This is a genomic window from Reichenbachiella versicolor, assembly GCF_003171675.1.
GTDB lineage: Bacteria > Bacteroidota > Bacteroidia > Cytophagales > Cyclobacteriaceae > Reichenbachiella > Reichenbachiella versicolor.
Map to the genome: position 1 here is coordinate 275,830 of NZ_QFZQ01000005.1, position 22,728 is coordinate 298,557.

General features: G+C 39.5%; 14 protein-coding genes. 5 read left to right on the forward strand and 9 right to left on the reverse strand.

The window, feature by feature from the left end; translation table 11 throughout:
* Positions 1-234: 234 nt before the first annotated feature.
* The 4 genes from DKG80_RS11690 to DKG80_RS11700 all read left to right on the forward strand — a co-directional run bounded on the left by DKG80_RS11690 (position 235) and on the right by DKG80_RS11700 (position 6,517).
* A complete protein-coding gene (locus tag DKG80_RS11690) occupies positions 235-3,153 on the forward strand; it encodes a CHAT domain-containing protein (protein ID WP_109831526.1) in 2,919 nt (972 codons plus the stop codon).
* 493 nt (positions 3,154-3,646) lie between these two features.
* A complete protein-coding gene (locus DKG80_RS21160) occupies positions 3,647-3,814 on the forward strand; it encodes a hypothetical protein (RefSeq protein ID WP_162555840.1) in 168 nt (55 codons plus the stop codon).
* 102 nt (positions 3,815-3,916) lie between these two features.
* Positions 3,917-5,176, forward strand: a complete 1,260-nt coding sequence (locus DKG80_RS11695) for a tetratricopeptide repeat protein (RefSeq protein ID WP_162555841.1) — start codon at positions 3,917-3,919, stop codon at positions 5,174-5,176.
* 111 nt (positions 5,177-5,287) lie between these two features.
* Entirely contained in the window at positions 5,288-6,517 is a 1,230-nt protein-coding gene (locus tag DKG80_RS11700; RefSeq protein ID WP_109831528.1) for a tetratricopeptide repeat protein, read from the forward strand.
* A gap of 150 nt (positions 6,518-6,667) precedes the next feature.
* On the opposite strand, the gene DKG80_RS11705 is transcribed toward DKG80_RS11700, so the two are convergent.
* The 5 genes from DKG80_RS11705 to DKG80_RS11725 all read right to left on the reverse strand — a co-directional run bounded on the left by DKG80_RS11705 (position 6,668) and on the right by DKG80_RS11725 (position 10,762).
* Positions 6,668-7,066: a hypothetical protein gene (locus DKG80_RS11705; protein WP_109831529.1), complete on the reverse strand. Its 399-nt coding sequence runs from the start codon at positions 7,064-7,066 to the stop codon at positions 6,668-6,670.
* Positions 7,067-7,071: 5 nt separating this feature from the next.
* The gene (locus DKG80_RS11710; RefSeq protein WP_109831530.1) at positions 7,072-8,394 is read right to left on the reverse strand and encodes a hypothetical protein; all 1,323 of its coding nucleotides are present in this window, start codon (positions 8,392-8,394) and stop codon (positions 7,072-7,074) included.
* Between the two features lie 156 nt (positions 8,395-8,550).
* Positions 8,551-8,955 (reverse strand): hypothetical protein, encoded by a 405-nt coding sequence (locus DKG80_RS11715; protein WP_109831531.1) that lies wholly within the window; start codon positions 8,953-8,955, stop codon positions 8,551-8,553.
* A 95-nt stretch (positions 8,956-9,050) separates the two neighbouring features.
* A complete protein-coding gene (locus DKG80_RS11720) occupies positions 9,051-9,425 on the reverse strand; it encodes a hypothetical protein (protein ID WP_162555842.1) in 375 nt (124 codons plus the stop codon).
* Complete coding sequence (locus DKG80_RS11725; protein ID WP_162555843.1) at positions 9,425-10,762, reverse strand: LysM peptidoglycan-binding domain-containing protein; 1,338 nt, start codon at positions 10,760-10,762, stop codon at positions 9,425-9,427. The genes DKG80_RS11720 and DKG80_RS11725 overlap by 1 nt, the downstream gene beginning before the upstream one ends.
* An 80-nt stretch (positions 10,763-10,842) precedes the next feature.
* Between DKG80_RS11725 and DKG80_RS11730 the strand changes: the two genes are divergently transcribed.
* Positions 10,843-12,141 carry an ATP-binding protein gene (locus DKG80_RS11730; protein ID WP_109831534.1) on the forward strand — a complete coding sequence of 433 codons (1,299 nt, stop codon included), beginning with the start codon at positions 10,843-10,845 and terminating at the stop codon, positions 12,139-12,141.
* A gap of 149 nt (positions 12,142-12,290) precedes the next feature.
* On the opposite strand, the gene DKG80_RS11735 is transcribed toward DKG80_RS11730, so the two are convergent.
* From DKG80_RS11735 to DKG80_RS11750, 4 genes are read right to left on the reverse strand one after another with little or no spacing between them, the layout of a single operon-like run.
* Entirely contained in the window at positions 12,291-14,429 is a 2,139-nt protein-coding gene (locus DKG80_RS11735) for an OmpA family protein (RefSeq protein WP_162555844.1), read from the reverse strand.
* 4 nt (positions 14,430-14,433) lie between these two features.
* The gene (locus tag DKG80_RS11740; RefSeq protein ID WP_109831536.1) at positions 14,434-15,471 is read right to left on the reverse strand and encodes a PorP/SprF family type IX secretion system membrane protein; all 1,038 of its coding nucleotides are present in this window, start codon (positions 15,469-15,471) and stop codon (positions 14,434-14,436) included.
* A gap of 1 nt (position 15,472) precedes the next feature.
* Positions 15,473-17,374 (reverse strand): hypothetical protein, encoded by a 1,902-nt coding sequence (locus tag DKG80_RS11745; protein WP_109831537.1) that lies wholly within the window; start codon positions 17,372-17,374, stop codon positions 15,473-15,475.
* A gap of 11 nt (positions 17,375-17,385) precedes the next feature.
* A complete protein-coding gene (locus DKG80_RS11750) occupies positions 17,386-21,762 on the reverse strand; it encodes a beta strand repeat-containing protein (protein ID WP_109831538.1) in 4,377 nt (1,458 codons plus the stop codon).
* Positions 21,763-22,728 lie beyond the last annotated feature (966 nt).

Below are 22,728 nucleotides of genomic sequence, written 5' to 3' on the forward strand. Positions count from 1 at the left end.
GTATATTTAATCGCAAGGCGATGACTCATTGGGTTTCACTCCCCAACATTGGAGTTACGTTTAAGTTAAATTCAGAAAATACGGCTAAGAGATTGAGTTTTAATACTTCTGTAAAATCTCTTTTATATCAAACACAGGTTATATTTAAAGATTATTCATTATCTGCTTTCTCCTGACCCTCTTAAGAACCTAACCCTCCTAACCACCTGACATTATTGAGAGAGAAAAGTCTAAATGAAGATACAAGTACATCATACATTCAAATTTGGATTCCTGTTAGCCACCATATTGTTCAGTCTATCTGGATTTGGTCAGACCTGTCTACAAAAGCTAGATAGCGTAAATACCTTCAAATATGATCAACCCGAAAAAGCAAGGTTTTATGCCAATGCTTTGCTCGAAGACCTTGACTCAGGACGCTGCGTATCTGCTCTGGGAATTGCAGCTCTATACAATAACATAGGCCTCTCGCTCTGGGAAATCAATGAAAAAATCAAAGGCCTAGAAGCGCTCCAAAGAGGATTGACCGAGGAGCTCAAAGAAAAGCCTGAAACCCATCCAGACCTATTGGGACTGTATTACAACCTTGCCACCTTCAACCGCCAATCCGCTAGGTTTCAAGAAGCAGGTGAATACCTAGACAAAGCCGAAGCTATTGTTGACAAACACTATCAGAAAGACACCGACAGCAGAATCGATTTTTTATACTTCAAAGGAATCTTCAATCGAGAAAAAGGAGACTTCCCTAAAAGTATCGAAGCACTTAGTACCGCAATCAATCTGATCGAAGTAGAATTCGACTCTACGAAAATTGCGCTACAAATAGAACTAGGAACTACCTATCGTAATTCAGGTGACCTTGTCAAAAGTGAAGACATGCTCATCTCAGCTATAGAAGCCGCAGAAGGTACACAAGACCTTTTACTACTGCGAGCCATTGATAGACTCTCCTCTCTCAAAATGGAGCAAGGCGACTTTGCCGATGCGGAAACCTATTCTCTTCAAAACCTACAGCGCAAGGAAGAACTATTCAATCAGAACTCGGCACTCAAACTAGAAACCATCAATAACCTAAGCCTGCTCTATTACCGAATCAATGACTTAGAATCCGCAGAGAAATTCATCCAGCAAGGGCTCAGCGAAAATCAGAATACTAGGATCATCAAACCCAAACTGCTAAACAACCTAGCCACGATCTACATACGAGATGGCAAACTGGATGAAGCCGAAAAACTTTTCCTTCAAAGCGCTAAAGCCCTACAGGAAATCTATGGAAGCATCAATCCTGACTATGCCAATAGCCTCAGTGGACTTGCTAGTATCTACAAACAGCGCGGTGAGCTTAACCGTGCATTAGATACGTATTCAAAAGTTCTAGACATGGATCGAGCCATCTACGGCAATGCTCATCCTAAGTATGCTTCCTCTCTCAGCAACGTAGGAACGCTCTACATGCAGCTAGGAAATATGCACCTAGCTGGCACACTACTGAAAAAAGCCAAAGACATTCGATACCAAGCACTAGGAGAATATCACCCCTACTACATCAAGTCAGTCAATGACTTGGCCATCTATCATTTGGTTCAAAAAGATACCATCGCTGCGATGGATGCATTTGATCACGCATTGGATGCGGAAATACACCATATGCACGATGTCTTTCCTGTCCTGACGGATAAGCAGAGACAGCGGTATTTCAACATGACCCGAAGCAATATCGAGCGATACTGTGCACTGGCCTTTCAACCTAGCTTCGTAAAAACGCCTTACTCCGTCCATGCTGTCAACCACTTTATCAATACCAAAGGAATGCTATTCTATGCTTCAGAAAAGATGCGTCAGATCATTCAAGAAAGCGACGATGAAGAAATCAAAGAAACCTACAATGTGTGGAGAGAAGAGAAATACATTCTTGCTCAGGCCTATCTATTGACTCACGATGAACGTGAGCGTCAAGGGCTAGACATCAAAGAAATGGAGGAATACTGTGCGGATCTAGAAAAAGAGCTTGCCCAGCACTTCCATGTATTCCTAGAAGAAGAGCGAGGCCAATACCATACTTGGGAAGAAATCAGCAATGTCCTACCTGACAGTACGGCGATGGTTGACATTATCCAATATAGAAACTACCATGCTAAGATTATAGACAAAGAATTAGACCAAGGTTTTGAAGATCAAGCACACTATGTCGCCTTCGTCATCAAACAAGACAGCGTGATAGAGACAGTAACTTGGGATCGAAATATTGACTTTGAGAAAGGGCTTAATCTCTACAAAAACGCCATGCGATTTGGTCTTCAAGACAAGCTGACGTTTAAAATATTCTGGGCACCGATTCAAGAACACGTGGGAGATGTCAATAGAATCTATCTCTCTCCCGATGGTATTTATCACAAGCTCAACCCAGCAGTGCTATTTGATCATGATCGAGGCAAATACGTGGCAGACGAAATCAATATCACCAATATCACGAGTGGTAAAGACTTAATATTCGCTGAGGATAAATCTCTTAAGCGTGAGGCAAGGATATTTGGTAACCCCGACTTCTCATTGGTGCAAACTGATGTGATGAGACTCAAACAACTACCGGGCGCAGAAGAAGAAGCTAAAGACATCACTGGTATCCTTGATACTAGAAAATGGGATACGGAGTCCTTCTACTTCAAGGAAGCGACTGAGGATCAAATCAAGCAGGTCAAAAATCCTGGCGTAATGCATGTCGCTACACACGGCTTTTTCAAAGATGATCCTGACCATGTCGATCCGCTCCACAGCTCGGGGATATTCATGAGTAAGCAAGACAGCAGTGTCAACGACGGCATCTTGACCGCATACGAAGCCATGAACCTTCAGCTCGACGAAACGAGCCTCGTAGTATTGGCGGCATGTGAAACGGGACTAGGTACGGTCAAGAATGGTGAGGGTGTTTTCGGTCTACAGAGAGCATTTCTCGTAGCGGGGGCGGACAATGTTTTGATCAGTTTAGTTAAAATCAATGACCAAGCGGCTCGACGATTCATGAACTTGCTTTACGAACAACTCAAAGAAGTAGAGGACCCTCAGATTGCCTTCTTCAATGCCCGCCATATCTATCGGGAGGAAGACGCTAATCCTTACAACTGGGGTGCATACATTCTGGTGACTAAGGGCTAGCTCGTAGAGCAGATCGATTAGTCTCTAGCTAGTCTTTCTGTCGATAAGCAGAATATATATCATCATGAAAGGTCTTTGTGGCTAGTAAGTCATTCTGACAAAGGAAGAATCTTTATTCGACCTGTAGATAGATCCTTCCTGACGTCAGGATGACTGTATAAAGACCATGTGGAGACCTGACTGCAAATCGAGACAGAATGCACAATCCATCATTCGAACTACTACGGAAGTGTACAGCCTATTGACGGATCGACTTACCATGCTTCATGAAAGTAATAGCGTTAGACGTGAGCATAGCTTAGCTGTCAAAATAATTTCTACCCCAGATTTGAGTCATTTCTAGTCAAAACACTATGTATAACTGATATAAAAAACAGCATTTAACGAAAATAGAGCATGATTTACAGGCAATTAAAAGAACTGTAATTGATTTAAGGTTATAATAAGGACGCTTCCTAAGTTGGAGGTTGTTTAACATTTAAATATTATAATCATGAAAACTTTTCTTAAATTGTTCACTTTATTAATTCTTCCATTTATCTGCATCTCATGTGACGAAGATGAATTGCCTACAAAGGCTGAAAATCAAGACCCTGAGATTGAAATTACCAACCCTACTGCAGGTAGAGGTGGAAGGTTTAAACCAACTACCAATTATTAAAAAGCGTTTTACTTTTGTATCAAGTATAGGGAGAAGCTTTTCGTTTCTCCCAAATCTAGATAAGTCTAAATAGCTATTGTGAAGAACTAAAAATCAATGCGCATGAACCTAAAACAATCAGCACTATTACTATTTATCCTAATGAATACAGTGGCTATACATGCCAAATCGTTAGATTTTGAAACGCTAAAAGCTGAAGCAACCAAATTCGACTCCGCACAGTACTCCATTCGTCTATTAGATGAACACCTTTCCTCAAATAGTAAAGCAAATATTTCGCAGCTTGCAGATTATTACTACTTGGTAGCGGAACAATTCTTTAATCAACAAGAATATCCAAACAGCCTATCATATATAGTTAAGTCAAGAGAGTTAGTCATAGACCAAGGTGACATGAAAGACCTTGAATTTAAAATAAATCATCTCTCTGCCAACATAAATTTTGAGATGAACAATTTTGTAGAGGCTGAAAAACAGCTAAGAAGTGCCTTATCCATCGCCAAAAACCAAGGGAATGAAAGCCGAGAAGTACATTGTTTATACAATTTGGGGCTGGCACTTAGAAGTCAAGGAAAATATGAAGGTTCCACAGATATACTATTGAAATGTCATGAGAAAGCCAAAAAGTTAGAAATAAACGAAATGATTTCATCAGCTTTAAATCAACTCGGTTGGAATAGTGAAGATGTAGGAGACTTAGAAATGGCTGCCAAATTATATTACGAATCTGGACAAATCCCTGATATCAGTGAAGAAACTATTGCTATATCAGAACTCAATCTGGGTCATCTTAATTTAGTTCAAAAGAAATATAGAAGAGCCATTATACTACTTTCACAAGCTAAAAACCGTATAGATAAGACATCTAAGGATAGCTACATACCACTATTAAACAATCTAGGAAGGTGCTATTATCACTTGAATCAATACGACTCAGCTCTAATGTATCTTAACAAAGCTTTTCATCTCAATCTATCTGATCCGACCATACTAGCTTATCACCCCATAGAATTGAAAGAATCTTGTGAATACCTAGACTTAGTTGCCAAGGCGAAGAATGATAAGTATCTATTGACCGATCTAGGAGTCGTGGCGAAAATGGTGCAGTACAGTACCAACCAGATGGTCAATCTAGATGATGTAGAAAAAATCAATGCCAAGCTAGCAATCCAAGATCATGAAATAGAATTGATGAATAGGGAAATGGAAAGAAACTACCAGATTTGGGTTGTTTCCGCCTGCATATTGTTGGCTATCATTCTAGCAACTATAGGGTTTATGTACTTCTCTAGAAGGAGGAAAAAAATGGCTTACAAGTCACTATTGGACGAAATCGACCAGTCGCTAGACTTCCATAGATAGAGGGGTAGTGATTTGTATCTGATTTTTATTCACTATCATAGTTTTCATACACCGTCAAGAGCATGAGGTCATTGCTTCTTACTCATGCTTGATCACTCTTAACCCATTTAGATGAAGCTAATACAATCCATACTTTGGATAGGACTGTTGTCGATCGTATCAGTAGCACAAGCCGAGTCGTCGCAGTTTGAGCAACTGAAAGCTGAGGCAGTAGAACTAGACTCTGCCCAAAAATCAATCGAGCTATTAGATCAATACCTTTCTAATAATAGTATAAGTAAATCTGAACTTGCTGATTACTATTATCTGATAGGTAATCAGTTTTTTAGTAATAAAGAACACCTAAAAAGCCTATCATATCTTCTTAAGTCAAGAGAGTTGGCCATAGAGTACGGTGACTTGAAAGAGCTTGAGTTTAAAACTTATCACCTTTCTGCTGGTATAAACTTTGAATTAAGCAATTTTATTGAAGCTCAGAGATTGTTTGAAAAGGCATTGTCCATAGCCGAAATAGAAGGAAACAAAACCAGAATAACATATTGCTTATACAATTTAGGAATATCATTAAGAAACCAAGGGAAATATGAAGCATCCACAGAGATGTTCTCTAAGTGTCATGAAATAGCTAAAGAAATTGAACTCAATGAAATGGTTTCGACTTCTTTAAATGAACTGGGTTGGAATAGTGAAGATCAAGGAGATCTAGAAACTGCTGCTCAACTATACTATGAATCTGGGCAAGTTCCTGATATTGACATAGAATCAGTTGCCGGATCTAAACTTAATGTAGGTTATATTCTTTTGAATCAAGGAAAGTATAGAAAAGCAATTGGAATGTTCCGAGAGACGGAGACTTTGATAGATGAAACTTATCCTGATACTTATATACCACTACTAAATAACCTAGGAAGGTGCTACTATCACTTAGCGCTATACGACTCTGCATTTTTATATCTCAATAGGGCTTTTGATCTAAACTTCAATCCCTCTACCAATTCCATTCATCCAGCGGAGTTAAATGAGTCTTTTGAATATCTCAAGTTGGTAGCTGAAGCAAAAAATGATGAGGATATATTGACGGATCTTGGCATCATCGAAAAAATGTCCAAGTTCAACGCTGAACTTAAAATAAACGGTGCCAAACTGATGATGAATGATCATGAAAAGGGTTTAGCAAATCTAAAACTGGAAAAGCACTACAAAATCTGGGTCATCTCTGCCTGTATATTGTCGATCATCTTTCTAGTATCTGTAGGCTGGTGGTATTATGCTAGACGGAGGAAAAAAATAGCTTACAAGTCGCTCATAGATGAGATCGATCAGACTTTGAAAGAGTGTTGATATATGGAATCTCTACTTTTTTCAATCTGAAGGTCTCCTGCAAGCTGCAGGAAGGTTTCGGGTAAGTCTGAAAGTCTGCTGCAGGCTGCGGGAAGGGTTCTTTTTATTCATGTTTGGACTAGCGAGGATTTAAGTCTTTGTCTATTGAAATTATCTAAAATTATCGAGCGTCTCTGGTGGCTTTGGATTTTCAATATCTTGTATTTCTATATAGAGATTGATCAAGCTATTTGATGGATCATCCTTTTGATAGGCTACCCAGAAACGTTTGTCTGAGCAAACACTGAAGTCATGTTCGCAATTAGGGAAAAATTTATACGGGACTGATGTTTCATCTTGATATTTTTTTCGGTTAACTAGGTATTCATATTTTAGGTAGTAATTTTTAATTGTTCCTATACTTTCATATTTGACAGCTCTTCCAGTAGTCAAGTCAAAATTTTCCAGAACCTTATTTTTATTAATACCTTTATCGTAATATCTCCAACATACCCATAAAACTATTAGTATGATTACCGCAATAAAAATGTTGTCTTTTTGATTCTTCATTGAAGCTACTTCAACTGTTTAGTATTGGTTTCTTGCTGTTTGAATACATCTCTCGCCTCATTTCTCAACTCCTTTTTCGTTATTTCTAAAACAGTTAGTTGAGTAGTATTAAATATATTCCTCTTAAATTCATCTTTCTTATTTGGTATTGTTTTGAATGCCAGTCTCAAGCCAAACTCAGCTAACAACTCATTGGCAGTTCCCAAATCTCTAAACCCTTCTTTGGCGGTAAAATCTACAGTAGTTTTTAACCCCTCTTCAATAATAGGCTTTAAAGTTTTAAATAGTTTATTACTATCTCCTAACTTGCTTGATAATAAAGCTTTAAAAAATGAATTAGCTAAATCAATTTCACCCGGTTTAAAAGATATTTCACCTGTTTCACTAAATTTCCCTATACTTTGTGAAACTCCTGCAGTAGACGCATCGAAGACGAACTCACCTACGTAAGGAGCTACTTTTGAAGCTCCTGCCACTAATTCCCCTGCTACCCCACCAGCGGCAAATTCAGAAGCAGTAACAATATCATTACCGACCACTTCGAAATCATCTTTCATTGTTTGAGAATGTTGACCACTTCCAAATGTGACTTCGCCCTTAGATGTTTGGACTTCAGGTAAGGATAATTCTTCTCTAGCTCCATCACCTTTGAATGTTGCATTGAATTCATTCTTAAGAGCTTGAGGAATAATGCTTAATCCAGCTGCAAAGGTTTTCCCCATATCTCCAACTGCATCGGCTCGTTTACCTATTGCCTTTTCTACTGCGCTTGAGCCTTGTGGAGTTTTAGAATCTCTATTCGCTAACTCTTGCTGTCTTACTTGACTTCTTACAGACCCTTTACTCTTAGCTTTTGATGCTTGTTCTCCCTCTGTAACCTTTTGCACAGCCTGAAGCGATGTTGATAAAGCCTCTTTCTTTCCATCTTGGTTTGATTTCTTGACGGGCTGATTAGTAGCACTTTTAGTATTATCTAAGTTTTTGGGGGTCACTGAGCTACCCGCAGCCCAAACGCTTTTAATTTTCTTTATTGGTTTTGTATTCTTCGAGGCTTCTTTGTCTTGCGGAGTATTGGATTGATTTAAACCAAACCTAGCTCGTTTGATATTCTCAGGATCTGCTGCAGCTTTAGCATATCCCGGTTGCCTTTGCATTAGCATTATATCTTTCAAAGGATTACCTCCAGAATTGGACGTATTTCTCTGAAAAGAATTTGACTGTTGTACAACTTGGTTATGATTGTTGAGTTGATTTTGTTGGTTTTGGTTTCTGTTCTGTCGATCGATAAACATGCGGTGTCCATCACCGCTATCTCCTCCGTCTGCCATTAGATTTTTTAGTTAATTATATTGATACAACAATGATAAGAAATCATTGCTGAATTACACTTAACTTTTTTCATCACTGCACATCCTACTAACCCCGTATAGCAACCATGAAAAACACGATACCTTTGCTCTCAAACATATACTGAACAATAGGGGTTAATCATCGCGAGGAATAAATTTGATAGGCTTGCTGACGAAATCGTAATTGGAAATCTCTAGACTTATTTCGTTAGTGTCTATCGTAAAAATAATGTCGTGATTTGTCATAGAATAATCACTCGTAAATATTCCTCTGAAAGTAGATGGGGCAATTTTCGAACCTCTAATTGAGTACGGTTTTTCAGTACAATCAATTGTAGTTCCGGTTTGAAAAACGAAACAATGAGACCCAAACACCGAATCCTCCTTAAATTCTAAATCTAACGTAAGATCGTTTCTTTCATTGTTAGATATATAAATCCATTTTTGATGTACAAACTCTCCTTTATTTGTTTCTTTCTTTTTAGAACAAGCAAAAATAAAAGGAACAGTTAATATAAATATTTGAGCTAATCTGATCATTTATACACAAAACTATTGGTTCTTCTTTTCTACGCTCGGACTAACAGGGTATTCTCATACCCAAGATGTGTTGGCTATAAGTAAGTGATACTCCATTACTCCTCAAAGAAAAATTCTACTCCACCATTGAGATCAATTATTCTTTGACAAGGGAATAAAGACTCTTCTGATTTTATGTATATGTTCTTATCCCTTACCTCTAAATATGCTTTGCATTTATTGTTATCCCAATCCATGAGAACTATTTCCTTAATACATTCAGTATTTGAGGCATTCAATTGAAAATATATATTGCATTCAATGTTAGGCTGTCCTTGCGATATATTAATGACTCCTTTTTGTACACCGTTACTGCTAGTTGTAATTTTTAATATTCCGTCGTCATAAATACCATCCTTCACTTCACATTTTTTCGCACAACCAGACAGTAGACTCACCAGCATAAAACAGCTTAATAAAATTCTTGCCATCATTTCTTTTTCAATTTATTGTATAGATTTTCCATTTTGGTATCGTACTTATTCACTTTATAATCAGGACCATTATACAGCTTAGCAAATTTTGCAAAGTCTTTTTCTTTCATAGCCTTTAGCATTGCCTTATTTGATGCAATAAAATTCATAAATGCTTCAACTTGTCCAGCTGATGTTTTTTGATCTTCAACAAAATCCGATACACTATCGTACCCCCCTGCTTTAAAATTAAACCCCATAATTTGAAATGCTCCAAACGAAGTAGAAAGCATGGCACTTTCAGAGTCTAGTTTTAGCGCCTTTTCATATTCAGCACTCCCGTGTTTTTTTGAGCTGCTATCAGAGTAAGGATAAATGAGATCGCTATTGTCTTTTTGAAGTTGACTAAAGTTTTCTTTCCCTTTTTGATATTTTCTAAACCAATGTCCTTCGAATCTAACTTTTGGATTTCCGTTTTTATAAAAACCTGACCCACTAGACTCTACAGTAGCTATTGCTTGTACAACTTCTTTTTCAACACCTAGTTTCTTAGCAATCTTTGCATAATCAGGTTTACTGGTATCCGCTTCTACTTTTTCCTTAGTTTCTTTCTTCTCGAATTTTTGAGGTGATATATTTAATTCCGCTTCAAAATTTCTTTGAGCAACGAATGTATTATCCGATTCAACTAACAACTTACTCTCTAATACTGAAGTATCAAATTCATATTGAGGAACTGGATTATTAACATTCAATACGTCTCCCGGATGTATTATTGTATTAAGTCCCTTAGTCAAAGTCCCTTTATTTAACTGAACAAGTTCTTTAAGAGAAATGTTATTTGCTTTTGCAATCTTTGATAAACTATCTCCTGATTTGACAGTGTAGGTTTCCTGTTCAAGTTGGACACCCGTGTTATGCTTTGAAGTTGTATCTTGATTTAATTCTTGACTAGGTTTTTTAACAGACTGACCACTATTAGCAGCATCAGAGGCTTTTTGAGTATGGCTTACTTTCTCAGGCTTATCAATTGCCCAAACGCTCCTAATTTTCTTTACAGGCCTTGCTTTTTTTGAGGCTTCTTTGTCCTGTGGAGTATTGGATTGATTTAAACCAAACCTAGCTCGTTTGATATTCTCAGGATCTGTTGCTGCTTTAGCATATCCCGGTTGCCTTTGCATTAGCATTATATCTTTCAAAGGATTACCTCCTGAATTGGACATATATCGCTGAAAAATATTTAACTGCTGTGCAATCTGGTTCTGATTGTTGAGTTGATTTTGTTGGTTTTGGTTTTTGTTCTGTCGATCGATAAACATGCGATGTCCATCACCGCTATCTCCTCCGTCTGCCATTAGATTTTTTAAGTTAATTTTACTGATGCAACAATGATAAGAAATCATTGCTGAATTATAATTAACAATTGTTTTTTAATATGTCTCAAATACCTGATCTGCAAAACTCCTTGTTTGCCAAGGATATATCAGACCTAATCGATCACATCCATCACATTCAAGAACACTATAGCGAAGAATACCAACCCCATTGGAAGGGTTTCAAGGCTGATTATAAAGCGTTTTCTGACCCCTACGCAGATATACTCAACAAACAGAATATCAGCGAAGAAGAAAGGTTCATCTTAGTAGCTAGTTTATTGCCAAACTGTGACTTTAATATACTTTATAAACTTAATACTTCAGCTGGTGTTAAATTATCTGGTGGCTTCATTGAACACTCAGGCCTGATACCTAACGGCGAGACGATCTGTTTTTTGATGGGAGAGGAACGAAGACGTGAAATAACTAGTGCCTTATCCATTTATGGTAACTTAATGAATGCTGGATTGATTGCTCATCATGTCATCACTCCAGAGGCTCCTTTTATGTCTAAGCTCATCTTGCCAAGTGAAGAACTTCAAGCGGTGACGCTTTTTAATCGAACCTATCATCCTTCATATAGCACAAACTTCCCTGCAGAACAGTTAACTACTACCTTGGAATGGGAAGACATGGTACTGACCTATCAAACCAAGCAACAATTACGGGCGGTTGAGAACTGGCTTTCGTATGAAAACCAATTAGCTGAGTTAAGCTCTGTGAGTCGCAAGATGAAAAAGGGCTATAGGGCTTTATTTCACGGACCTTCAGGCACAGGTAAGACGGCGACTGCTGCACTGCTGGGTAAGCAGTTTGGACGAGATGTGTATCGGGTGGATTTATCGATGATGGTTTCTAAGTACATCGGTGAGACTGAGAAAAACCTCAAAAAGATATTTGATGTGGCTGAACATAGGGATTGGATTTTGTTCTTCGACGAGGCTGATTCGATCTTCGGTAAACGTACAAAAGCTTCGAGTTCTAATGACCGATATGCTAATCAGGAGGTGTCTTATCTTCTTCAACGTATCGAAAACTACGAGGGGGTGATATTATTGGCTACTAATTTCCGAGCCAATATGGATGATGCTTTTAAGAGGAGGTTTCAAGCTATGGTAAGCTTCCCTTCTCCTAAGCAGCCTGAGCGACTAGAGCTATGGAGAAAAATATTAGACACCGAGGTTCCTATAAGTGATGAGGTGGATTTTCGAGAGTTATCGAATGTGGACAACATGACAGGGGCTATGATTACCAATGTTTTGCAGTTCTGTGTCTTAGAAATGTTTAGACTAGAAGAGTCCATGATTACCTTGAAAATGATCAGTGACGGAATCATGTTTGAGAAAAGTAAGATTTGATTTTAGATCAAGTCTTTTAGCTAAACACTATATGAAATCCATAAGATAATTACACAAAACAGTGCGTTTGAACAGCTCAGCAATAGATTTTGATGGAGCTCTCAAACGAACTTTATATAAATTATCAAAAGGAAACTATGTTCCAATCATCAAAAGACATCCCAGATATTCTCTTCTGTAATAAAGTAATTAGCATCGAGTTCTCTATTGGACGGGATATATAATCGAATGGCATGGCCTGGAGTAATAACGTCATGACCTGGGCCATTCCATTTATGAACTTCTTGGACAGGAATATCTAGTTTGGCAGCGACTTCATCCAAAGACAATGGCTTTCGAATAACGACTCCTCTTGCTGAAGGCAAGTCTATTGGGCGGTTAGTCTCTACGTGGAGTTCGACTCTTCGATCCAGCACTCTTCTAAACCAGTGGTCTTTTTCTTCCGCACTTCTAGCTTCTCCTCTTGCCAATACATGTACTTTCTCAATTGGCATTCCCATGGATACCAAGTATTCTTTGACTGCTTTTCCTCTGCGCTCACTGAGTTTAATATTGTTTTCATGAGAACCGTGATGATCCGCATAGCACAGTAGATTAACTTTTGTATAAGGTTGATTTCCTAGGTTGTCGTAAAAGTCATGAAGTGCCTGCTTTGATTGTTTTCTTAGACCTGTCTGCCCGTAATCAAAGTATAACCTTTCTACATTATCAAAAGTTCGATACTTTTTGACTCTTCTTTTGGTTCTTTTTATAGTACTAGACACCGATTTCTTGGTACCATCTGATCTCGTAGGGCCAAAATTAGAGGCGATAGAATTACCTGCTACATCGGATTCATTGAAGAGTTTCCTAAGATCCTTTTTCTTAGCAATCACTGGCTGAAACAACTCATAGCCTTCATAGTCTTCTGCTCTGAATGTGACCAAATCAATCGCATCAGCGTCACTGAATTTGGAAATTATCTGACCGTCTACCATCATCTCTCCAGCATAAACTAGTGACAAGAAAAGTTTCTCATCTGGAACATGGAAATCATATAGGTTCAAGACTTCCTTGTCTTTTCTATTAGATGAGAGATACCCTGTAGAGTCAGAAATATTGAAATAGGTATCATCCCAAGTGGAATTGAAAGGATAACCTACATTGAATAAATCTGGCTTGAAAAAGGATGCTCCTTTTGCACCATAGATATCATAGCCTCCGTAGCCTACATGTCCATTGCTACTAAAAAGAAGGCTTTCATGAGCTGAAGAGTAATACGGCGATATTTCATTCTCTGGTGTATTAATAATATCTCCCATATTGATGGCAGGAGTCCATGCGTCTATCGAATCTCCTCTCAAACTCATCCATATATCACTTCCTCCAAATCCTCCTGGACGATTAGAGGAAAAGAAAAGTGTATCTCCTGTTACTGATAGTGACGGTTGTTTGTTTTCCGAATCTTTTTCGTTGATGTAGGCATTGAGAGGCTTTGCTTTCTTCCATTTTTCATTTTCTAATACCGACACCATGATTCTGCATCCCGTATTGCCTTCATTCTCGCAAGATGTAAAATAGAACCTATTGCCGTCTTGATTGAAACACCCTGAACCCTCTGACCATTTGGTATTCAGTTTATCAAATCGTTGCTTGTTACTGATGTTACTATAGCTACCATTTTTCTTCTTTTCAAACATCATCATATCAGGCAATAGTCCTGAGAACTGACTCCCTACATATTGCTCTCCGGATAGATTTCGTGTAGTTGCAAACACTACATGACCATTGACAGGGTTTTCAGTCGCTCCAAAATCGTGGAAGTTATCGTTTAGCTTCTTGATATATCGGACTTCGAAATTTCTATTCTGTTCCTTTTCTCTCATGGCTATCAAACAACCTTCTCGCTGTCTATTCGCTAATTCTAACAGAGCCGGTTCGATAGTGGAGATTTTGGCTAATTCTTGATAAATGGAATCTGCTATTTCAAAATTGCTTTCGAGTTTATTAAGTGTCGCATATTTATAGATGGACTTGGTCTGGTACTCTCCAGTAGTGGTTTCACTTAGCTTTTTATACTTCTTCATCGCATCCTTGTACTGGAGCGTTTTCTCATAGCATAGCGCCAATTGGTAACCTGCGTAAGCATTTTTCTTGTCTATGCCATAGACCTTGTCATAATAGGGAATGGCATCTAAGAAACGGTTATTTTCAAATTGCTTGTCTGCAGACTTCAATAACTGAGGTACTGACTGTCCAAAAGCCTGACCTACTAGTAACCAACATATTAACACAATAACCTTTCTCATATACTTAGAATATTGGACTGGAAATTCTTCTATACGATTTATGTAATTCAAAATTATAGGTCAATGACACCTCATATGCAGAAAAGTTGCCTCCTGCATCCTGCTCTAATCCCAAATCAGTGGCATTCATATCTACACTGAATCCAACTTTGATTTGTTCTACTTTGACACCTACCAAGGCAATAAACGAATCTTCTACTCTGTACCATGCGCCTGTTTGCAACTCTACCCCTAAATTGGATCTAGATGTACTGACGAAAGTGGATATATACATTCCTACATTGAGTTGGGTACTTCCGTTGGAATACAGTGCATAGGCAGAAGGGTGTCCATAAAACCTTGCTCCCAAGGGAAACTGAAGGGATGAAAACACCTTGAAGAGCATTGGCTTCTTAGACTCATCCCCGTCTATTAAGGCTACATTGGGGCTGTTTAGGTTATCTGCACTTATTCCCGCTGTGAAAGAATAATCTCTGATCTTAAGGTCGTCATTATCATACGTGGAGTAAATGACTCCAAAATTGAAAACCGGATACCATACTGGACTGGTAGAAAGTGCCTCCCCGCTTCTGGTGTCATCATAGCCATAATATTGGTTATACTGAGATCCCCATCGAAAAGCACTACTAGATAAATCTTGCTGCACGACACCTCCTTGCAGACCAAATACCAACATTTGATTTCTAAGTTCTGATAGGTCAAGTGTATAGGCGCCATTGAGCATTACTTTTTGATGTCTAAACAATCCTTGGAAGCCTCTTTTTTCACTAAAGAATGTGGCTCCTATACTTCCAAAATATTCTTCTCGAGTCGTTATTCTTCTAAGAGGATAGGTGAAAGTCCCCTGCATCAATTGCTGATAGGTATCTTGCTCTGGTTTTCCTGCTTGCTTGAAGTTTGCATTGAAATTGATGGTATTGACTGTACCTGCAAAAGCTGGGTTCATCAGAGACCCACTTGCAAAGTATTGCGAAAACTGACCTTCTTGTGAAAAAGAAGTTAGAGGTATTCCTAGAAATATATATAGCAATAATCTCTTCATATTACTTTACAAGAATTACAGACCCTGCTTCGTTTTTGGTTTGTAAACTCTGGTCGGCTCCATCTATGGTACTTATGTAATCAAGTCTAATGTTATAATAATATACACCTTCTGGAGCATCTAACCCACCATCTACTGTACCATTCCATCCTACGCTACTTAAATCTAGTCCCTCACCCGTTTCATCACTCATACTTGTGCGGTAAATTTCTGACTTATAGGAGTCTAATATTCTTATGTCTACTCTAGAGACAGTTGCTCCACTTATGTAGGGTCTGAATACATGATTTTCTTCAAAGACGCCTTGTGGTGCAAAAGCATTCGGAATGTAAAATTCTGGTTGCAATAAGATGGGTGAGTATCCAATAGCAAATCTCACAGGAGTATTGGTCACCTGAAGATTGTTAGAAGTTTTGATAATCCCTAGAGAAGGGATTTCTATATCGTCATTGAGATCGATACTTGCATCTGTCTCTGGTTCCCCAAGGGTTTTTAAGGAATGAAATACTGCATCCAAAGTATCATACAACTGAAGCGAGGCATCGTAGGCTTTTGCTCGGACGAAATTACTTGAGTTTTGTAGATCTACTCCTGAGAACTCTACACCCACAGATACGACAGCTGTATCTCCGGGATTGACAGTTTGTATTGTCCATTCCACTTCTTTGGCCAAGCCAAGTGTTTCATCATCAGTTTGCGTTTCATCTCCCTCTAGTTCTCTACATTCTACTTTCACTATTACTCCTGGAGTAGAACTATTGAGTGTGATGAAATTGTAATTGCCATTAATCCCCATAGGGAATACTTTAGCTCTTTCTGTGGTAACTCCTACCATTTTACCTTCTATATAGGCTGGAGTCAACTCATTAGATTCCACATTTGTCTCTCCTTTCACTATGAATGCTTCTTGGTTGGCAGCATTTACTACTCCACTTATAATATTGAGCGAAGTCTCAATTGACAATGGATTCTGTGGTAGGGTTATTTTTCCTTGAGTAGAGAGACTAAGATTATCTATTATCAAGGTATCTGCTGAGCTGAGGAGGATTACTTCATCAATGATGAGTGGTGTACCATCCTCTGCTACTCCGTCAAGTGCATTGATCGTTCCCACATATTTATTATTAGTGAAGTCAATTGTTCCACTTCCTACAGTTGATATTTGACCATCGTTGGTCAAGACATCGTTTGCAAATGTGACATCTGATGCAAATACTAGGTCAGCGTCTGTTTGATTGTCAACTAATCCGTTGAAGCTTGTTTCTCCTACGAAATTGGCTTCACTAAAATTCGTAAAGTCAGTACTCATATCGGTCGATCCAGTTACTCCCAAGAGACCATTATTGATCAATGGACTTGTTAGTACCAGATCTCCATCGACTATAGTTTCTGAAGTCGGATATGTTGTTATCGTTCCAGCTACTGTCGCATTAGCTTGCTGAGTACCTAAGATACCTTGATTATCAATTGCACTATTGATCGACACGTCACTGGCAAATACTAAATCACCTGTATTGGCAATATCTCCATCGACTACATTAGCATCATTTCCTCTGATGAAAAGGCTACCATCATTTGTAATCATATCGGAAACACTCGTATTACCTTCTATCAATACATTCCCACTGTTGACCATGACTACTTCGTCATTTAGCCCATCTCCAAGTGCACTTTCTCCATTCACTTGAAACGTACCTGTATTGGTCAGTGTACCTGCTAGGCTGACATCTTGCTCTACTACTGTGACACCTTCATTATTATACACTCCATCTACTTGTGCTCCTCCGCCAAAGTACATGATAGTATTGGTTCCTACATTTAGTTCAGAGTTAGCTCCTAATTGAATGGATTGGGAATGACCCAATACTGGAATTGCTAATAGAGCTATTATTAACTTCTTCATAATAGTCTAAATTAAGGTCCTATTGATCTAGCTGTCTCGTACCAAGTATCAGGCCCTCCACCTATGAAAGTCAGGGTAATTGACTCTCCGTCTTTAATGATAGTTGGAGTATCTGATAGCAACCTTATGTTTCCACCATTTGCCATATTAACATTTCCTCCAGATACATTAATTAAGATAATTTCCTGACCTGACACGCCGTTTTGTATTCCAGTGACATCCGCATTTAATTTAATGATATGGAAATCAGGCTTTATAACTCCTCCTAGATCTGTTGTGCTCACACTAGTCACTAACCTACCTCCTATTCCTACATAACCTTTGTTAGTATCTCCGTTACCACCTTCTAGTATCAAGTTACCCCCTACATTTGGCCCCGTCGCTGCTGCTCCAGCTTGAATGGTAAGATTGGCACCATTCGTAGTACTGTTAGCATTAACAATTATGGACTTGTTACCACTATCTCCATCAAAATAGATACTACCAGCCGTTTCGGTATCTCCTCCAAGGCTCAAACCGCCACTTGCTGTAATTCCAGCTATATTGATAAGGTCCCTAGTTCCATTGATAAAAGTAGTACCACTTATCTGCATGAATGAGGCAGTTATAGAAGATGCATTAGCTGATATACTTCCAGCAGATGTCAGATTACCTGTAACTCCATCTATATTGAATTGGCCGCCAGCTAAGGAGGTAGTACCTGTGGCATTAATAGTACTAGCAGTAATTGGTCCTCCATCTAAAAGTAGGTTTTTCCATCCTCCTCCTACTCTCGTTTCAATAAGGTTATTATCAGAGTTATGGCGGATTAAACCATTTATAGCTGGGGTGAAACTATCTCTGTCTGTATCACCTCCTGATGGTAACTTGACTGCGGAGACAGTTGCCATATCAATGAATCCGGGTTGACTTGGTCCCCCTCCAGGAGCGAGTATCAAATTACCTCCTGTAAAACCAGAGTCTCCGTTTCCTGCTCTTATCTGTAAATCATTGCCATTCGCACCTGGAGCTTGTCTGACAACAACCTGATGCATGGCTCCTTCTTGAAAAACTAAGTCTCCGTGAAATAATGTTCCTCCAAGTACTTCTACTAATCCATCAGGAGATGAATCTCCAATCCCTCCTCTCAACTGAAGGTTACCTCCATTCATTCCACTACCCCCAGCTGCATCGCCAGCTTTCAAGCTTAAATTATTTCCAGGTCCTGTTGTGGGTTGTTCAACTCTTATTTCTCTATTAGCATTCCCTTCAAAGGTTATATCACCAGTGATATCTGTCAGTGATGCTCCTCCTCCAAGTGGTTCCCATGAAGAAGATGCTCCATTGAACCCTTCATAAGCATTGCTAGCCGTATTGTACCTTATCATACCTGCTTGCGCAGAAGTCGGTCTCGCACCATCAGGGCCAATGGGTAACTTAAGGGCAGTATTACCTATAATATCTACAAAACCATTCTCCGCACCTGAACCTAGTCCTGGTCTAAGCTCTATATTTCCTCCAATAAATCCTGTAAACCCATCACCTGCTTCAATACTTAAATTACCTCCAGCCCCTGTAGCAGAGGGATCGATTGCGATTTTTTGAAACCCTTCTTTCATTGTCATATCTGCTTCGATAAAAAGAGTTCTAGCTTCTACTGTACCATCATTTCTCAACTGTAAGGAAGAAGTAATATCTGTAGTGAGATTCAAGGCACTATTTGCTGCACCTGTATTTGTATGTAGAAATGAAATATCACCGCCATCTTCAAAAAACACGAAACTGGCAGTAGACCCATCTAATCTTACGATGTCATTGTCTGTTACATTGGTTTTGTCCACATAGACATTTGAAGAAAGAATATTTCCCGTTTTCGACTCAGTAGCGTTTGCAAATTCTGACATGCCGAAACTACCGTCTACTTGAAAGCTTGACACGGGAGCTGAAGTACCTACTCCAACATTTCCTCCTAAATAACTTAAGTCTCCGGCATTATCTACCCAAGGGCTTCCTCCGCCACCAAAGGGTTCCCAATCTGTAAGAAGAGAATTATACCCTTCATATACTTGTAAGTCGGTATTGTATCTTATGAGACCGTCTGCGGCAGTAGGTCTTGCTGCTGTAGTTCCAACTGGGATCTGAATGGCGTCTGTACCCGAGACATCTAGAGTAACTTGTGGTGTTGCAACTCCTATTCCTACTTTCCCTCCTAAATATGATATATCTGTAGTTCCAGTCCATTTCAAATCGTTATTGGTAAGTAGTGTACCGCTGGCATCAGGAAGTGTATAGGTTTGTGCTGCTGTCAAATTAGATAATTCTATAGTCGCTGCAATTCCGGTACCATCATCTGTCAATATGAACTCTGTATCCTCAAAGGTGGGAGCTGAATTAACCCAATCGCCCGCACTATATTTTAATATCTCTCCATCGGCTGGCGTTAAGACATTTACATCAGTCAAACTAACTAGAGAATTGGAAACTGAGTTCCAGTTTGTCCCATCATGATATTCCAAATTAGCACCTGTCCACTGGATCATACCAGCAGCCGCAGTTCCTCCTACTGCTCCTACTTGTAGTGCTCCCCCATTGACTATCAAGTCTCCATTGGCATCAATTTGTGGAATTTGGCTAGCAGCAGCACCTACATTGATTGTAGACGCTGTTCCTAGTCCAGTCACTTGAAGATTTGTAATTGTTCCAGTATGATTCCCTAAATCAAAAGCATCACCACCTACTGCAGTAGGATCATAGGTAGCACTCAACATATCACCGCCTTGATTATCGGTTCCTACGTCCCATTTAGTTCCATCCCATTTCAGCACGTCGCCTGTGCCTGGAGTTCCTGTTGTAGTGTGATTACTCATATTGAATGCGTCGCCGCCGATAGCTCCCGGATCATAAGTCGCACTCAACATATCCCCCCCTTGATTATCAGTTCCTACGTCCCATTTAGTTCCATCCCATTTCAGCACGTCGCCTGTGCCTGGAGTTCCTGTTGTAGTGTGATTACTCATATTAAATGCATCGCCGCCGATAGCTCCTGGATCGTAAGTCGCAGCTATCATATCACCACCTTGGTTATCAGTTCCTACGTCCCACTTAGTTCCGTCCCATTTCAGCACGTCTCCTGTGCCTGGAGTTCCTGTTGTAGTGTGATTACTCATATTAAATGCATCGCCGCCGATAGCTCCCGGATCGTAAGTCGCAACTAACATATCGCCGCCTAGGTTATCAGTTCCTACGTCCCATTTAGTTCCGTCCCATTTCAGTACGTCGCCTGTGCCTGGAGTTCCGGTTGTAGTGTGATTACTCATATTAAATGCATCGCCGCCGATAGCTCCCGGATCATAAGTCGCAACTAACATATCGCCACCTACATTATCAGTTCCTACGTCCCATTTAGTTCCGTCCCATTTCAATACGTCGCCTGTGCCTGGAGTTCCTGTTGTAGTGTGATTACTCATATTAAATGCATCGCCGCCGATAGCTCCCGGATCATAAGTCGCAACTAACATATCGCCGCCTAGGTTATCAGTTCCTACGTCCCATTTAGTTCCATCCCATTTCAGTACGTCGCCTGTGCCTGGAGTTCCTGTTGTAGTGTGATTACTCATATTGAATGCGTCGCCGCCGATAGCTCCCGGATCGTAAGTCGCAACTAACATATCGCCACCTACATCATCAGTACCATCTGCAATACCCGCTGGCACCCCTTTCAACTGACTCCATTGTATGAGGTTAGCAGCTGTATTAATAGTCCCTGCAGTACCTAGAGTGGTTTTATCTGTGGTCCATGTTGGATCACTTTCTGTAACTGCAATACCTGTCAAACCTGCTCCACTTCCTACAAAATTGCCCGCTGTAACTGTTCCGGTTGTATTTATATTATTAGCACCCATATTCAGCGCTCCTGTCATTGTAACGGTACCATCTGCAAGGAAATCACCGCCTACATCATCTCCATCTAATATATCAGCAGGTACTGCGATCTTCGTCCAAGCTATAGCAGCCCCAGCCGCAATATCTGCATCAGTTATAGAACCATCTGCGATCTTCAAACTTGAAACTGATCCATCTGCAAGCTTTAACTCAGTAATAGATCCGTCACCTATCGCTCCTGTACCAGTCTGTACTGGGGTCCATGCTCCACCAAACCAGATGTAGAGCTTACCATCATCACTGTCAAAGACCATCAAGCCATTGTCAGCTACAGCTAAAGCCATTCCCGTTCGCTGAGCAGTAGTTAATCTTGGAATCAGGATACCTTGAGCCTGTCCAGCGACTGGACGTATTTCGATTGCGGCATTAGGGTTGGGTGTATCGGTATTTACACCTACAGAATTCTGAGCAACTGCCAGAGACACAGTTGTCATAAAAACAAGCGAGAGTACTAGTTGCTTTATCATAATACAATTGTTTGTTAGTCAATAGGAGTTCATCACCTATTAATTTAATCATTAATAAACTTCTTCAGAGCATTAGCTCTTGGGGATATTAATACACGGTAGAAATTGATATGCTTTTTTAATCACACTCAATAGAATAAAAGGATATTGTGGATCGTTACCTTCTATTCCAGCTTAAAACTAGTAGTTAAGTGAGGCAATCAAAAAACAGAACGATCTGGCTCTCAAACTATTCGATGAACACGCTTTATTCTAAGACGAAGCATCAAGCTAATCGCCGCGTGTAAGGAAAATCTGAGCATATTTCCCCAAAACAAGACACTTATTTTAATTATAGTTTTTAAATACAAAACACAATATTTAAGATCATAAATTAAGTTAAATGATATAGACACTTAGAATTAGATTACTTATTGCAAGAATTAAAAGAGTAGCATCTAATACCTATAATGATTGAAGAAAGCCTCCTTTCGACATCCTTATCTTACAAGATAAAGTGCATCATGATGTGGAACATCAAAAGACAATAGCTACAACTATGCATAGCTAAACTCTTCCCCTTTGGCGAACAAATATTATGATTGGCAAGGTCTGGTTGTTGTACCCTATATGGCACAGGTATCATGCCTTATGTGGTGCAGGTATCGTGCCTTATGTGACACAGATGTCGTGCCTTATGTGGCGCAGATGTCGTGCCTTATGTGGCGCAGGTGTCATACACTATGGTGTGCAGGTGTCGTACACTATGGTGTGCAGGTGTCGTACACTATGGTATGCAGGTGTCGTACACTATGGTATGCAGGTGTCGTACACTATAGTGTGCAGGTGTCGTACACTATAGTGTGCAGGTGTCGTGCCTATTGGTACCTTGAACGGTACCAATAGAATACCGTATTGATGATCGCTATGTCATCACTCTTCGAAGAAGCTAATGACTGCTTAAATACTTGGGCACAACGACTTACA

What these genes read in the sequence shown, in the direction of transcription:
- DKG80_RS11690 (WP_109831526.1), top strand. Translation starts at nt 235, where the DNA reads ATGAAGATACAAGTACATCATACATTCAAATTTGGATTCCTGTTAGCC.
- DKG80_RS21160 (WP_162555840.1), top strand. Translation starts at nt 3,647, where the DNA reads ATGAAAACTTTTCTTAAATTGTTCACTTTATTAATTCTTCCATTTATC.
- DKG80_RS11695 (WP_162555841.1), top strand. Translation starts at nt 3,917, where the DNA reads ATGAACCTAAAACAATCAGCACTATTACTATTTATCCTAATGAATACA.
- DKG80_RS11700 (WP_109831528.1), top strand. Translation starts at nt 5,288, where the DNA reads ATGAAGCTAATACAATCCATACTTTGGATAGGACTGTTGTCGATCGTA.
- DKG80_RS11705 (WP_109831529.1), bottom strand. Translation starts at nt 7,066, where the DNA reads ATGAAGAATCAAAAAGACAACATTTTTATTGCGGTAATCATACTAATA.
- DKG80_RS11710 (WP_109831530.1), bottom strand. Translation starts at nt 8,394, where the DNA reads ATGGCAGACGGAGGAGATAGCGGTGATGGACACCGCATGTTTATCGAT.
- DKG80_RS11715 (WP_109831531.1), bottom strand. Translation starts at nt 8,955, where the DNA reads ATGATCAGATTAGCTCAAATATTTATATTAACTGTTCCTTTTATTTTT.
- DKG80_RS11720 (WP_162555842.1), bottom strand. Translation starts at nt 9,425, where the DNA reads ATGGCAAGAATTTTATTAAGCTGTTTTATGCTGGTGAGTCTACTGTCT.
- DKG80_RS11725 (WP_162555843.1), bottom strand. Translation starts at nt 10,762, where the DNA reads ATGGCAGACGGAGGAGATAGCGGTGATGGACATCGCATGTTTATCGAT.
- DKG80_RS11730 (WP_109831534.1), top strand. Translation starts at nt 10,843, where the DNA reads ATGTCTCAAATACCTGATCTGCAAAACTCCTTGTTTGCCAAGGATATA.
- DKG80_RS11735 (WP_162555844.1), bottom strand. Translation starts at nt 14,429, where the DNA reads ATGAGAAAGGTTATTGTGTTAATATGTTGGTTACTAGTAGGTCAGGCT.
- DKG80_RS11740 (WP_109831536.1), bottom strand. Translation starts at nt 15,471, where the DNA reads ATGAAGAGATTATTGCTATATATATTTCTAGGAATACCTCTAACTTCT.
- DKG80_RS11745 (WP_109831537.1), bottom strand. Translation starts at nt 17,374, where the DNA reads ATGAAGAAGTTAATAATAGCTCTATTAGCAATTCCAGTATTGGGTCAT.
- DKG80_RS11750 (WP_109831538.1), bottom strand. Translation starts at nt 21,762, where the DNA reads ATGATAAAGCAACTAGTACTCTCGCTTGTTTTTATGACAACTGTGTCT.